This window comes from Bacillus mycoides, from assembly GCF_018742245.1.
In the GTDB taxonomy this organism is placed as follows: Bacteria; Bacillota; Bacilli; order Bacillales; family Bacillaceae_G; genus Bacillus_A; species Bacillus_A cereus_U.
Genome location: NZ_CP036132.1, coordinates 4,368,722 through 4,382,345 on the forward strand (window position 1 = coordinate 4,368,722; position 13,624 = coordinate 4,382,345).

Here is a 13,624-nt window from a genome sequence, read left to right on the forward strand (position 1 = left end):
ATTAACTTTATCCATAATATTCTAATTTACGAGTGTTTTGTATATAGAAAAAAGCAGCCTTCCATATAAGACTGCAATTTAAGCTTTATTTTTCCGATATTCATCTACACTATCCGTCACGCTTTGTAATAAAGAATTTACATACTGTGGGTCTGATAATTTTTTGTCTTCTTCTGGGTTTGACATAAATCCGAGTTCTAATAGTACTCCAGGTACTTTTGACCAATTAAATCCAGAAAGGTCATCTCGAAATTTAATTCCATTTACTTTCACCTGATGATTTCCCCTCATTTTGTTTACAATTGTTTGAGAGACTTGAAGACTTTCAGCATAGATTTCTTTCGTATATTGATTTCCTTCTGCTGGCGTCAATACAGCGAACCCACTTTGGTTTGGATTTTCAGAACCATCCGCGTGAAGACGTAAAAATAAATTCGCCTTATGATCATTCGCGAATGCCGCTCGTTCCTTATTACTTATATCAACCTCATGTGACGTTCTTGTCATCAATACTTGTATACCTTTTGCTTCCAGTTTTTCTTTCAATATAAAAGCCATCTCTAATACAAGAACTGATTCCCTCTTTTTCGTTACAACTCCCGTTGTTCCGTCTGTTACTTTATATTTTTGCGTAGTTGCTCCTGGACCAATTGGCTCTAAATTTAAATTCGCTTTTTGTTGATGCCCCGGATCAATAACGACGAGAAACTTCTCTTGTTTCTCATCACTCTCTACTTTTTGTTCATTATTTTGTACGGGCTGTTCAGTCGTCTGTGCCAGCGGGATTTCCTCTGTCTTTTCTTTGGCCGACACTTCCTCCTGCTTAAGTTCAACTTGTTCATTCGTTTGAATTGCTTGCGGTTCTTCTCTCTTTTCTTGTTCTTCTTGCTGCTTTTCTACCGGTGCGTCTTCTTTTTTATCGTTGTTTTTTTCTTGTACAGAAGATGTTGTTTCTTTTTTCGGTTGTTCTTGTGAACAACCTCCCAAATATATTCCAATGACTGCAATAGCGCACATTATTTTTATATACTTCATTTTTCTCTCCTATCACTTTGCACCGGGCTCAAAGCATTTTCTTATAGTATTTTTATAATATCATCCATATTTCCGATATAAATCGGTTGCCACGTTTCCGTACCGCGCTCAGCTGTATAAACAGGGTAAGTATCTTCAGCTACATTAACGAAAACAGGATCTCCCATATCCGTTTCATATCCGATAACAATCCATCCTTCTTGCCATTTTCCACTTTCTTTACTTATTAATGAATTTTTATGTTTATCATATCGGTAACCGATTTGTCCTTTTTCTAATTCATCTTCGCTAAATAAATATATTTCACAGGAACCTAACTCGATATCTTGCTGTTTTGAAGTTTCAATTCGCTTCAGAAGTTCTGCAATTTTTGGTTGTTGTTTCATACGTCTATCCCCTTCTTTTTTCTAAATTTTACCTAATATATTTTTAAAATACAATATAGATTTTGAGAGGAAACGTTACAATGCTAGGAATTCCGCACAAAAAAAGTAGCCTCACGTATGCGAGGCTACTTTTCTAATATCAATTAAAATTTAAATTCTTGTCCAACTTCAAAGCTGTCTTCTAATACAAGAATACCTTTTTCTTCTGGAGCATCTGGAAGCTCTAATTCACGTGCAGAGCAAATCATTCCAGAAGAAGGAACACCGCGAAGTTCAGCTGGTTTAATTAACATACCGCTTGGCATTACAGCACCGATTTTCGCAACGACAACTTTTTGTCCTGCATCAACGTTTGGTGCACCACATACGATTTGTAATGTTTCTGTACCGATTTCTACTGTACAGATGTTTAATTTATCAGCATTTGGATGCTTCTCTTTTTCAGCTACATAGCCTACAACAAATTTCGGCGTGAAATCAGCTTCCACTTTTTCTTCAAAGCCGTTCTTTGCTAAAATGTCGTTAATTTTTTCAACAAACTCTTTTGTTAATGTAACGTTTCCGTTGTCTGTTACCTCTACATAAGAAGACGCATTAAAGATGTTGAATCCTCCTGTTACGTTGCTTTCACGATCATAAACGCGAGCAACATCTCCTTTGCGGTCAAATGTACGGTTTTCTAAAGTAATATCTTGTAAGGTAACAATTAAAGTGTCACCAATTCCTTCAAGGTTGTAAAAAACGTTCACTTCGTTCATCCTTTCTCTTTTCCATCTGTCTTCTTCCGATTCTTCGCTAAAATAAAGATTGGTTCGAAGTCCCCATCTTCATATACGAATGAAAGTGATGTAATCGGAACATGCCCTTCGGCAAAAAATTTCATTGTCATTTGTGCAATAATATCATAACCGATTTCGTTGACGATATCAGCAATAATTAATACATCTTGGTGAGGAACTGCAACAACCATATCACCAGAGATCTTTTCACGCATCGAGTGTAGTAACGATTCGTTTAAAATACGACTCGCATCGTATCCATCATTTGTGTTTAAAAAGTAGAATGTATTACCTGCTACTGTGTCCTGCTTAAATTCATAACCTAATGAGCGAGCATTAAATAATGCCATTTCACGTACTTGTTCCTCTGTAAGCTCTAATTTTTGCAATAAGTGCTCATCAATTAATCGATACGTTTTATTAGAATCTAGCGCATAGTAAATACGTGTTTCCGCCGTATGGTCCGTCATAAGAAACGGATTTCCTTCTTCTGATTGTTTCGGGAAAGAAGTAGAGCGAATAACAGGTAAAATTTTCGCCGTGCTATTTTCTTCTTTATGCATTGCAATTAGCGCTTCTTGTACGTAATAAGCGACCTCTTCAATCGCTTTTTCTTTGTTCACTTCCCACTTTGCCACTACTCCTGGAAGTGATACGTTAATACCTTTTTTCGAGTCTATTTGTTCAATACGAAGAACTTCTTTCTCGCTATCATAATGAAAGTCCCATTCTGGTCGAGATAATTTCTTCATTAACTCGTCTTTCATCTTTTTACTTGTCATTTTCATCTCTTTTTCCTCCCTTCCAAAAAAATAACCTCCCCCGCGAAGGTAGAGGTTGTTTTTACAATTCAATTGGCTAATTGTCTTATTTTAAACCTTCAATAAACTCTTCGATTTGCTCTTGTGTTTTACGATCTTTATTTACATAGCGTCCAGTTTCTTCACCTTTATTGTACGCTACAAAGCTTGGAATGCCAAATACGTCTACTTTCACGCATAGATCAATAAACTCATCACGATCTACATAGTAAAATGAGAAATCACTATACTTCTCTTCTACTTCTGGCATAAATGGATCAACGAAACGGCAATCTGGGCACCATTCTGCTGAGAACATGAAGACTACATTCTCTTCATTTTTTAATTCTTGGAATTGTTCCATGCTTTCTAATGATTTCATCTATATTTCCTCCTCTAACGAGTGCACTTTTTTCACACTATAATCTTTTCTTTATACTACCATACATCGCGCATGGTGCAAGGTTTATGCTTGCTTTTCATCATACTTATATTGTCCAATAAGTAACTTAACAACGTGTACAAATAATTCCGTTCGGTCGACATAATCATCTGTAAAAATACCGATAGCACCTTCGTGACTACGAATATCTTTTCGCTCTACAAACTCTTCCATCACTTCACTTAGCTCTTTTCCTTCTTCAAGCGGTGCTAAAAAATCGTCTGGTAACTTAATACGTGCCCCACCTGCTACAAATGTTTTACCGTCAATCGTCGCTAAAGCACCCCAGTTACACATAAATAACCCCTGCTCCGTTTTCATAACGCCGCCTTCTAGCCCAATGCCGATATGAGCTTCACCTTCCTGTAACGCTCTCTTCGCCCTATTTACTGCTCCTTGCATCGTCTCTTCATCTGAGAAAGGCTGGTTTGCTACTCCTGACGGAACAGAAAGAGATGTAATTTCAGCATCTTTCCAAACCTTCTCCACAGCCCCAACTTTCGTTTTATTCTTCGATCCAACTACTACCTTCATTTCACTCACCTCTATATAAATTCATTATTCTATCCTAATACTAGCCTCGAACACCAAATCGGTCTTCATGACTGGGGCTTATACGTAGTGCAACTGACCGCACACACGCATCGCTGGGTCATCTCTCCCATCAAAAAAAGAAAGTAGCTTTCCACAATATTTTCAGCTCCGAACACAAAAACAGTCTCCCACTTTCTTCCTATCCGGGGTTTAAATGCATCGCTCGACCACCAATTAAGCACTAACCGCTACCACTCATCGCTGGGCCATCTCTCCTGCCTAAAAAAAGAAAAGGTTTTCCCAAAACAGCCTTCCCCTCTTTTCCTATCCGCGGTCTTAATACATCATTCGAGCACCAATTAAGCACTAACCGCTACCACTCATCGCTGGGCCATCTCTCCTACCTAAAAAAAAGAAAGGCTCTTCAGCCCTTCCTTTCTACGCGTTATTCTTAATTGTCTCTAACGTCGTTTTGTCCGTCGCTCTCACAAGCTTCGTAATTAATTCCTTCGCTGCCGCATAATCATCAACATGTAAAATAGAAGCATGTGTATGAATGTAGCGTGCACAAACACCAATTACTGCTGATGGGATACCAGAGTTACTTGTATGTACACGGCCCGCATCTGTACCACCTTGTGAAATAAAGTATTGGTACGGAATGTTATGTGTTTCTGCTGTATCTAAAATGAATTCGCGCATTCCTCTATGTGTTACCATTGTGCGGTCATAAATACGAAGAAGAGCACCTTTTCCTAATTGACCGAACTGCGTTTTATCACCAGATGCATCATTTGCTGGACTTGCATCAAGCGCATAGAAAATATCTGGTTGAATCATATTTGCAGCAGTTTGTGCTCCGCGAAGACCTACTTCTTCTTGTACAGTCGCACCAGAGTATAATGTGTTTGGTAATGTTTCATCTTTTAATTCTTTTAGCAATTCGATAGCAAGGCCACATCCATAGCGGTTGTCCCAAGCTTTCGCCATAATTTTCTTCTCATTTGCCATCGGCGTGAATGGACAGATTGGCACGATTTGTTGCCCTGGCTTTATGCCAATTTCAATCGCATCTTCATAACTATCTGCACCTATATCAATTAACATATTTTTTATATCCATCGGTTTTGCACGTTGCACATCACTTAATAAATGAGGCGGAATAGAACCAACAACCCCAATAACAGGACCATTCTTCGTCATAACTTGTACACGCTGAGCTAATAGTACTTGGCTCCACCAGCCACCTAACGTTTGAAAACGAAGCATCCCATTTTTCGTAATTTGCGTAACCATGAAACCTACTTCATCCATATGACCTGCTACAAGAACGCGCGGGCCAGTTTCGTCCCCTTTTTTCAGACCAAATACGCTACCTAAACCGTCTTGCACAATTTCATCAGCATATTTGCTTAATTCTTGCTTCATAAAACGGCGCACATCATGTTCAAAACCTGATGCACCTTGTAATTCTGTTAACGTACGAAATAATTGTAATGTCTCTTTATTCACGAAGTCCCCTTCTTTCAAACCTTAGTAGAATACCTCTTTTATTGTAACGAAATTTTCGAAATGTTTCTAGTTTCTTCTTTTTTAGTTGCATTTGCATTATAATTATTATTGGTACACTATTTTTATTTTACAGAATTGAGGTGAATATATGAGCTGGAAAGGTTTAGTCACAGGTCTTGGCGTTGGGTTCGCAGCTGGTTATTTCGTTGCAAACAAAGTACAAGAACAATCCCATATTTCTTCAGAAAAAGCATTGAAAATGGTGAAACAAGCATTAAGTCATAAAGGTGAAATTACTGGCTCTTGGGTACATATGGTTCCAGAGACATTTGAAAAATATGATGTCGCGTACGAAGTTTATCGCGGCGGTCTTACAACGATGTTAGATGAAATACAAGAACGATTTGAATTTTTAGTTGATGCTAAAACAGGCACTGTCTTAGAAGTTATAGCAGCATAAAAAAAAGCTAGTAATTACTAGCTTTTTTAAGCTTCTACAATCGTTTTTCTCTCTATCTTTTCCACTATATGCCCTTCCTCATTCCACTTTACTGCACGGTAATATGCATCATGATAAAAAGTAAACCACGCCTCTTTTTCAGCACCGTACTTCATCCACTTTTGTTTATGTTCAATCGATGTCATCGGATAATCATCGTATGCCATTACCCATAATACATTTTGATGTGCATGCGTCGGTAAAATATCCGCTAAATGAAGCATCGTTTCACTTTGACTTTCAAGAATGACAACGGCATGTCCATCACTATGACCACCTGTATGCGCCATTTTTATTTCATCCGTAATTTCTATTTCTTGCCTGAACGTAACAATCTTATCAACGATTGGCTCCCAATTTTCCTTCCAATATGTATTACGCGATCTAACATTGGGATTTTTCATTTCATTCCATTCAGTCTCACTTACATAAATCGTTGCGTTCGGAAACGCCGGAACAAGGTGATTTCCCTCCCATTTTGTTAAACCAGATGCATGGTCAAAATGCAGATGTGTCATTAAGACATAATGAATATCTTCAGTACGCAGTCCCAGTTTTTCTAAAGATTCCTTAACTGATGATTCTTCTGTTACACCTTGATTCCGCTTCATTTTCTCATTCAATTTACCGTTCCCTATCCCTGCATCAATAAGCATGTTTCCTTCTTTCGCTTGCAAGAGTAACGGATCTGTTCGTAAATAAATATGATTTGTATCATTATGTTTATATTTGCGTGACCAAAGTACTTTTGGCACAACTCCAAACATCGCGCCTCCATCTAAATGTGTATTCCCGCCTTTTAGCCACGTCACTTTTATATTTCCAATTTGTAACTGTTCCATATCCAATCCCCCTTTTTATTTAATTTTAACATAATATTCCGATTATTTTTCATATAAAAAACCTATGCATTACTGCATAGGCTCCGTACGATATTTTGCTTCAACTCGGTAAATACGATGACCTTTACTAGAGAATTTCTCTTCGTATTCTGTCATAATGTTTCCTTCATAATCACTATTATGAAGATCTAGGCTAAGGTAAGTTAATAACATACCATACTCAGCCATACTCATAATAGAATATTCAAATAAACCTTGGTTATCAGTTTTGAAATGAATTTCTCCGCCATCTACTAACACTTCTTCATAATTGCGTAAAAATGTTTTATACGTTAAACGACGCTTCGTATGACGATTCTTCGGCCATGGATCTGAGAAGTTTAAATAAACGCGGTCAATTTCACCTTTCGCAAAGAAAACTGTTAAATCTTCAGCATCTTTATTAATTAACTTTAAGTTCGGTACTTCTTCTTCAATTAATTTATCAAGTGCATCTACAACAACACTTGTGAATTTTTCAATTCCAATATAGTTTATATGCGGATTTGCTTTTGCCATATCATACATAAAGCGGCCACGTCCTGTACCTACTTCAATATGAATCGGCTGTTCATTTCCAAATATTTCTTTCCAGTTACCAGCGCTCTCCTCTGGTTTTCCAATTACGATATGTGAATACTCATTAATTCGATCCATTGCATAAGGCTTATGTCTTAAACGCATAGATGTCTCCCTCTCTTTACAAAACTATTTTAAAGGAAAAATTCCTTCTTTCTGTTTTAATCAATCTATCAAACAAAAAACCAAGTACGTACGAGCACTCGGTCCGTTTCTTTCAAGTATAAGATGTACCATTTTGATAAAAACTACATAAAGCATTAAACATTCCATGACGAAACAGCTTTTTCTCTTACATTTCTAGGGAGAGAAAAACACTCGAAAGGATGATCCGTTCATGCCAATTAATCAACAGCATCAATTAGAAGTGTTAAAAGATATTTTAATCAATCATCAAAGTGATTGCTGCGGGACAGTTTCTGAATGCGAGCAATTAGAGCGCCTCATTCAATCGTTACTCGCAAACGATAGTATAAGTAGTGACGCTAAAGCAATGCTAAACGATGTATATTCTTATAGTCAATCGGGTAAATCTTCCTCTAATTTGGACAACCATATTTCCAATAATCAAGAACAACTTACTCAGTGGATTGCTGGAATGGACAATTTTTCTTAAGTATTATTCTGAAGCAAGTAGTTGCTGTAAATATTGGTGCCAATATTTAGCTTCTGCTTGCTGCTTTTTTGTTGTGTGCCATTGAATAGATAAAATCGTTTGTGCTATCACATACCATCTCATACGCCTAAGCAATGATTCATCTAGTTCAACCTCATAATATCCGAGCCACTCACTCCATTCATGGCGCGGAACATACCAATATAATAACATACCAAGATCTAAAGCTGGGTCAGCAATAACAGCTCCATCCCAATCAATTAAAAACAATTCATCTTCATCCGACAATATCCAATTGTTATGATTTACATCACAATGGCATACAACGAATTCATTGTACTCAATATCTTTTAATGACTCCGTTAAATATTGAAGACCTTGCTGAATTGTTTCATCAACTCTTATATCTCCTCTTAAAACGAGCTGTAATTGTTGTAACAACTCTTGCCCATGAAGCGGCTGCTTTCCTAGCCTTTGAATCATCTGCACAAGCGCTTTAGAGGAGTGTATTTTCTTCAAAAGTTTCGCAACACGTTCTAGTTTCATATCCTCTTGCTCTAACTTCTGTCCCGGAAGCCATTTTTGAGCAGAAATTACATCACCGTTCGTTACCCTTCTTGTCCAAAGTAATTTTGGAACAATTCCTTCTGCTGACAATACCGCTAAAAAGGGCGATGTATTCCGCTTTAAAAATAACTTTTGTTGTCCGTTTTGCGCAATATATGCATCGCCCGTTACTCCACCAGCCGGTATAAGACTCCACTCTTTTCCTAATAATTGTTCCAACCATTCCATATTCATTACCCGTTAACAAATCCTTATCTTTTATAGTTATGAAAAGAAAAACCGCAACATTTCTACACATGTTGTGGATTCATATATTTTACTGTATTTGAATGAAAAAAACTTAGCATAAGCCGAAAACAGGATAAATCACCTGTTCTTCTAGTTTATTTTACAAAATCACTCATAGAATGACAACTTATCAAAATCGTCACCTTTGTCAATTCTACATTTATTACATTCTCATCGTCAAGTAGCGATTTGTCACATTATCGTCAATATATACGTGCTAATTGGAGCCAATTGAAGTTCCTTTCCTCTAAATGAAGAAATTGGCTCTATTTTTGCTTGCTTTTCGTTTGCTAACACATGCCACGTTTCTTCTTTTGGAAGCTGCACCGTTTTAGCTTCCAAACCGCTATTGAATAGCACAACAATCTCTTTCCATGGTCCGAAAGATTCTACATTTCGCAAATGGTATGCAAGTGCTTCTTTTGATGTTTGCAAAAAAGTCATATGCTTTTTTATAAGGTCCGCGCTTTTTAATCGGAATGCCCCATGCTCCTTCCGAATCGCAATTAAACCTTTTATATAGTTAACTGTCTCCATCTCTTTTTCTTTTTGATCCCAATCTAATCGATTGATTTCATCATTTGCATTATAACTATTTTCATTTCCTTGCTTCGTACGATAAAACTCTTGCCCAGCATGTAAGAAAGGAATCCCTTGTGAAAGAATAACCATTGCAGTTGCTAAGCGATGACGCCTTTTTAAAATTTCTTCTGATTCTGGATTACTTTGCACTAGTTTATCCCACATCGTCATATTGTCATGACATTCTACATAGTTGATGCTTTGTACTGGCTCTAGGAACAATCCTGTTTCTTTCATACTTAAAAGGCTACCAGCTACTACATACTGCAAATGATTACAGTCTACATGCCCACCAAATGCAAAGCCACGTTTATTTATATTAAAAGTACTTCCTTTTACTCCATCACGAAATTGATCATTAAACTGTGCGATATATGGCATTTTATTCGCATTATTTAACGTCGCTTTCTCTTCAAGAGGAAGCGGTGTTTGTAAATCCCATCCTTCACCTAATAACAGCGCATCCTGCTTTATTTTTCGCACTTCTTTTTCTAACGCATTCATCGTTTCAACATCTGAAATCCCCATTAAATCAAATCGGAATCCATCAACATTGTATTCAGTAAGCCAATATAAAACAGATTCTATAATAAATTTCCTCATCATTTTCCGTTCAGATGCTATATCATTTCCAACTCCCGTCCCATTAGAAGGCATACCATCTTCCCCATGACGAAAATAATATCCCGGGACAAGCTTCTCAAATGATGATAATTCTCTTTCATAAACATGATTATATACAACATCTATAATCACCCTGATGCCGTGATCATGAAATGTTTCAATTAGTTGTTTACACTCTACTATCCTGTTATACGGATCAGAAAGGTTTGTAACATAAAACCCTGTTGGTATATTGTAATATAATGGATTATATCCCCAATTATATGCGGAAGCAGGATTCACTTCATCTATACCACCAAAACAATGTAAAGGTAATAGTTCAACATGTGTAACGCCTAAATCTTTTATATGAGCCAATCCTGTTAATGTCCCATTTCGTCCCGTTGTCTCTTCTTCCATCAATCCTTTATATGTTCCCTTTTTATTCACTCCACTGTTTGGATGAATAGTAGCGTCACGAATATGCAGTTCATACAATATGGCATCTGTCATTGACTGTAATGGTGATAATTTCTCTCGTTTTGTTACATTCGTCTTTTCCAAATCGATAACAACGCCGTATTTCCCATTTACAGTCACTGACTTTGCGTAAGGATCAACCGCTTCATTCCATATTAAATTAATACAAACAAGGAATGTATATCGTGCTCCATCATGATTACCTTGTAATGTATGAATCCACACTCCGTTTTCTTCTCTGTACATTTCATAATCAACATATTCTTTATCACTTTTATAAATCCGTACTTTCGCAAGCCTTGCGGTCGGAGCCCATACTTTAAATATTGTTTCTTCTTTTTTATACACAGCACCTAAGTCGGTACCTTCGTAATAATATTTTTCATCGAAAACTACTGTTCGAATCACAGCGCCTATTTGTAAATCTGTTTCTTCATTCCGTTCATCCCGTACTGTATAATACTTCCCCACATCTAGCGGCTCTTCTATAAAACATTCATACTTCGTTGCATCTGGAAGAGCAATAGTATGAACAATCGGTAACTCTTTCACATTGCTTCCTTCTTGTAAACGAAATGTCCGGCTTGTTCCATACGCATGCGGGAGCAAAATTGTAATTTTATTCATTTCATCTAAATAGGCATCAAATGGACGTTTTACTTTCAACATAAAAAATCACCATCATTCTTAAAGTTAAAATGAAATGAGCTGCAAATGATAAGGGTTTTCTTATCAGCGAAGCTCTATACAGTAACACATTATTCCCTATAGTATATTCACCTGTATAAAAAACGTTTTCATACATTCTATGTTTGTAGTTTTATTTCAGTAATCGATTTATACTTCGGCGTTTCCTTAACGTGAGATTCATACAAAGTAATCGTATCTGCTTGAAATGATGTTACGGGTAAATCTTTTACATTTGTCAGATCAAATACTTTTCCTCCTGCCCATTTACGCGCAACAGTAATATGTGGATGATAAGGACGTGTCTCTAGAGAGAAACCATTTTCTTCACAAATTGTATGCACTTGTTTTTGCAACTGAACCAAATCATTATTCTCACTTACCTTCGCCCAAAAAATACGTGGCTCTTCTTCTAGGCCAAACGTTGAAAATCCTTGTAACGTGAACGATAGTTCTTTTGTTTCTGTAAGCATTTGTAATCCATTCTTTATTCCTTCTAATTGTTCCTCTGTCGCACTTCCTAAAAATGAAAGTGTAATATGATAGTCTTCTTCATGTACCCACGAGCGAAATGGCAATTCATCCTTCATGTCCTCTTTATAATTAGAGAGCACTTCTTTTATATGACGTGGTAAAGTTACTGCGACAAAATAATGCGGCACCATCTACATCGTCTCCTTTATGTTATTGTTGCTTTTCTTGCTTATCTCATTCAGCTAAAAAGAAGGGAACCATCCAAAAAGTCTAACCTTTGAATAGATTTATTTTCTTCTTGGTTAAGATCGCGATAATAAATGAAATCATATCGACGTTTCGACAAGAAATATCGACTTAACAACAAAATACAACAATAAAAGCAACCTATTCCTAACAGAAAACCGTCCCAAAAAACCTTTTGGGACGGCCTCTCATTATTTCGCTAATTCATGAATCGCTTGCGCATAAATCGCTGTTGCTTTTAATAAATCTTCAATTTCAATGTACTCGTCTTTTTGATGCGCAAGTTCTTCTTTTCCTGGGAATAACGGGCCAAATGCAACGCCAGCTTTCAATGAACGAGCATAAGTACCACCGCCAATTGCTAACAATTCAGCTTTTTCACCAGTTTGTTCTTCATATACGCGTTGCAAAGTACGAATTAACGTATGATCTTTGTCAACGTGATGCGGGCGAGAGTTAGAATAATCCGCTACTTCAAATCCATGAGTACCAACATATTCTTTTAACTTTGCAATCGTTTCTTCAAAGTTAGTCGTAACTGGATAGCGTACATTTAATCCTAAATTACCACCGTTTTCTTGCGAGTAAGACAGGCGACCAACATTCACTGTTAACGGGCCGCTAATATCGTCTTTATAAGAAATACCAGCTTTTTCTCCAAAAATATCACCTGTAAATGTTTCTGTTACAAACGATGCAAATGAAGCCCCTTTTCCATCAAGAGAAACTTTCGTTAAGCAGTTTGCCAATAATAAACCTGCATTTTCTCCCTTTTCCGGAGTAGATCCGTGAGCTGAAATCCCTTTAATTTGCAACGTCACCGTATTTCCTTCTACAATTGCTTTACCTATTTTTTTAGCAGTTTGTAAATACTCTTCATATGCTACTGTAAGTGCATTTACATTTTCTCCTGTAATAACTGCTTCTGCAAAATCAGGAACCATATTTAAACGACGACCTGACTCAAATGAAATAAGCTTAAATGTGCCTTCTTTCTCTTCGCTACCATTTTGCACAACTTGTATGTCAGAAATTCCTTTTTCCGCATTAATAATTGGAAAATCTGCATCCGGCGCAAAACCGATTGTTGGCATTTCTTCATTTTTAAAATAATGATCTACACACTTCCAATTACTTTCCTCATCTGTTCCTAAAATCATACGAACACGTTTTGAAAGAGGTAAGCCTAATTCTTTAACGATTTTCATCGCATAATAAGCTGCCATCGTCGGCCCTTTATCATCAATTGCACCGCGTGCAAAAATCTTCCCGTCGCGAATATCCGCACTATACGCTGGAGTTGTCCAGCCATCTCCTTCTGGTACAACATCAACGTGACAAAGAATACCTACTAATTCTTCTCCTTGTCCCATTTCAAGATGACCTGCATACCCTTCTAAATTTTTAGAAGTGAAACCTTCTGCTTCTCCTTTATGTAACATGAAAGATAAAGCTTTTTCTACACCTTCACCAAATGGCGCGCCCTCTTTCGCAGATTCTTCTTCCCATACACTTTTAATTTGCAAAAATTGTTGTGTATCACGAATTAAATCATCTTTTCGTTTTGTAACTTCTTCTGTCCAATTAATCGTTGACATCACGCATCCATCCTTCACTATATTGTCTCTTTCATC

Annotated in this window: 15 protein-coding genes; 2 read left to right on the forward strand and 13 right to left on the reverse strand. The window is 37.0% G+C overall.

Features of this window, described 5'->3' with window-relative positions; all coding sequences use genetic code 11:
• Nucleotides 1-78: 78 nt before the first annotated feature.
• The 7 genes from EXW56_RS22415 to EXW56_RS22445 form a co-directional block, all read right to left on the reverse strand.
• On the reverse strand, nt 79-1,035 hold the full coding sequence (locus tag EXW56_RS22415; RefSeq protein WP_002199118.1) for an N-acetylmuramoyl-L-alanine amidase: 957 nt from the start codon (nt 1,033-1,035) through the stop codon (nt 79-81).
• A gap of 41 nt (nt 1,036-1,076) precedes the next feature.
• On the reverse strand, nt 1,077-1,421 hold the full coding sequence (locus EXW56_RS22420) for a hypothetical protein (RefSeq protein ID WP_002199117.1): 345 nt from the start codon (nt 1,419-1,421) through the stop codon (nt 1,077-1,079).
• Between the two features lie 143 nt (nt 1,422-1,564).
• Nucleotides 1,565-2,179 (reverse strand): YtpR family tRNA-binding protein, encoded by a 615-nt coding sequence (gene ytpR / locus EXW56_RS22425; RefSeq protein WP_002112328.1) that lies wholly within the window; start codon nt 2,177-2,179, stop codon nt 1,565-1,567.
• Nucleotides 2,176-2,988, reverse strand: a complete 813-nt coding sequence (locus EXW56_RS22430) for a DUF1444 domain-containing protein (RefSeq protein ID WP_215557566.1) — start codon at nt 2,986-2,988, stop codon at nt 2,176-2,178. The genes ytpR and EXW56_RS22430 overlap by 4 nt, the downstream gene beginning before the upstream one ends.
• A gap of 79 nt (nt 2,989-3,067) precedes the next feature.
• On the reverse strand, nt 3,068-3,382 hold the full coding sequence (locus tag EXW56_RS22435; protein WP_002015619.1) for a thioredoxin family protein: 315 nt from the start codon (nt 3,380-3,382) through the stop codon (nt 3,068-3,070).
• Nucleotides 3,383-3,466: 84 nt separating this feature from the next.
• Nucleotides 3,467-3,976, reverse strand: coding sequence for a DUF84 family protein (locus EXW56_RS22440; RefSeq protein WP_215596954.1), 510 nt, complete (start codon nt 3,974-3,976; stop codon nt 3,467-3,469).
• Nucleotides 3,977-4,414: 438 nt separating this feature from the next.
• The gene (locus tag EXW56_RS22445) at nt 4,415-5,488 is read right to left on the reverse strand and encodes a M42 family metallopeptidase (RefSeq protein WP_098988477.1); all 1,074 of its coding nucleotides are present in this window, start codon (nt 5,486-5,488) and stop codon (nt 4,415-4,417) included.
• 148 nt (nt 5,489-5,636) lie between these two features.
• Here EXW56_RS22445 and EXW56_RS22450 point away from each other — a divergent pair, with 148 nt between their 5' ends.
• Nucleotides 5,637-5,948, forward strand: coding sequence for a PepSY domain-containing protein (locus tag EXW56_RS22450; protein ID WP_002112333.1), 312 nt, complete (start codon nt 5,637-5,639; stop codon nt 5,946-5,948).
• Between the two features lie 26 nt (nt 5,949-5,974).
• Here EXW56_RS22450 and EXW56_RS22455 read toward each other — a convergent pair whose 3' ends face one another.
• A complete protein-coding gene (locus EXW56_RS22455; RefSeq protein ID WP_215596955.1) occupies nt 5,975-6,829 on the reverse strand; it encodes a YtnP family quorum-quenching lactonase in 855 nt (284 codons plus the stop codon).
• 69 nt (nt 6,830-6,898) lie between these two features.
• Nucleotides 6,899-7,552 (reverse strand): tRNA (guanosine(46)-N7)-methyltransferase TrmB, encoded by a 654-nt coding sequence (gene trmB / locus EXW56_RS22460; protein ID WP_002112335.1) that lies wholly within the window; start codon nt 7,550-7,552, stop codon nt 6,899-6,901.
• A 232-nt stretch (nt 7,553-7,784) separates the two neighbouring features.
• Here trmB and EXW56_RS22465 point away from each other — a divergent pair, with 232 nt between their 5' ends.
• Complete coding sequence (locus EXW56_RS22465) at nt 7,785-8,063, forward strand: YtzH-like family protein (RefSeq protein WP_002112336.1); 279 nt, start codon at nt 7,785-7,787, stop codon at nt 8,061-8,063.
• A gap of 3 nt (nt 8,064-8,066) precedes the next feature.
• On the opposite strand, the gene EXW56_RS22470 is transcribed toward EXW56_RS22465, so the two are convergent.
• The 4 genes from EXW56_RS22470 to pepV all read right to left on the reverse strand — a co-directional run bounded on the left by EXW56_RS22470 (nt 8,067) and on the right by pepV (nt 13,588).
• Complete coding sequence (locus EXW56_RS22470) at nt 8,067-8,864, reverse strand: phosphotransferase family protein (RefSeq protein WP_002112337.1); 798 nt, start codon at nt 8,862-8,864, stop codon at nt 8,067-8,069.
• 246 nt (nt 8,865-9,110) lie between these two features.
• Nucleotides 9,111-11,252: a type I pullulanase gene (gene pulA, locus EXW56_RS22475; RefSeq protein ID WP_252197275.1), complete on the reverse strand. Its 2,142-nt coding sequence runs from the start codon at nt 11,250-11,252 to the stop codon at nt 9,111-9,113.
• Between the two features lie 137 nt (nt 11,253-11,389).
• Nucleotides 11,390-11,935: an RNA 2',3'-cyclic phosphodiesterase gene (gene thpR, locus EXW56_RS22480; protein WP_002199112.1), complete on the reverse strand. Its 546-nt coding sequence runs from the start codon at nt 11,933-11,935 to the stop codon at nt 11,390-11,392.
• 246 nt (nt 11,936-12,181) lie between these two features.
• The gene (gene pepV / locus EXW56_RS22485; protein ID WP_098988468.1) at nt 12,182-13,588 is read right to left on the reverse strand and encodes a dipeptidase PepV; all 1,407 of its coding nucleotides are present in this window, start codon (nt 13,586-13,588) and stop codon (nt 12,182-12,184) included.
• Between the last annotated feature and the right edge of the window lie 36 nt (nt 13,589-13,624).

Coding starts and splice junctions, on each gene's coding strand:
- EXW56_RS22415 (WP_002199118.1), bottom strand. CDS start 1,035: ATGAAGTATATAAAAATAATGTGCGCTATTGCAGTCATTGGAATATAT.
- EXW56_RS22420 (WP_002199117.1), bottom strand. CDS start 1,421: ATGAAACAACAACCAAAAATTGCAGAACTTCTGAAGCGAATTGAAACT.
- ytpR (WP_002112328.1), bottom strand. CDS start 2,179: ATGAACGAAGTGAACGTTTTTTACAACCTTGAAGGAATTGGTGACACT.
- EXW56_RS22430 (WP_215557566.1), bottom strand. CDS start 2,988: ATGAAAATGACAAGTAAAAAGATGAAAGACGAGTTAATGAAGAAATTA.
- EXW56_RS22435 (WP_002015619.1), bottom strand. CDS start 3,382: ATGAAATCATTAGAAAGCATGGAACAATTCCAAGAATTAAAAAATGAA.
- EXW56_RS22440 (WP_215596954.1), bottom strand. CDS start 3,976: ATGAAGGTAGTAGTTGGATCGAAGAATAAAACGAAAGTTGGGGCTGTG.
- EXW56_RS22450 (WP_002112333.1), top strand. CDS start 5,637: ATGAGCTGGAAAGGTTTAGTCACAGGTCTTGGCGTTGGGTTCGCAGCT.
- EXW56_RS22455 (WP_215596955.1), bottom strand. CDS start 6,829: ATGGAACAGTTACAAATTGGAAATATAAAAGTGACGTGGCTAAAAGGC.
- trmB (WP_002112335.1), bottom strand. CDS start 7,552: ATGCGTTTAAGACATAAGCCTTATGCAATGGATCGAATTAATGAGTAT.
- EXW56_RS22465 (WP_002112336.1), top strand. CDS start 7,785: ATGCCAATTAATCAACAGCATCAATTAGAAGTGTTAAAAGATATTTTA.
- EXW56_RS22470 (WP_002112337.1), bottom strand. CDS start 8,864: ATGAATATGGAATGGTTGGAACAATTATTAGGAAAAGAGTGGAGTCTT.
- pulA (WP_252197275.1), bottom strand. CDS start 11,252: ATGTTGAAAGTAAAACGTCCATTTGATGCCTATTTAGATGAAATGAAT.
- thpR (WP_002199112.1), bottom strand. CDS start 11,935: ATGGTGCCGCATTATTTTGTCGCAGTAACTTTACCACGTCATATAAAA.
- pepV (WP_098988468.1), bottom strand. CDS start 13,588: ATGTCAACGATTAATTGGACAGAAGAAGTTACAAAACGAAAAGATGAT.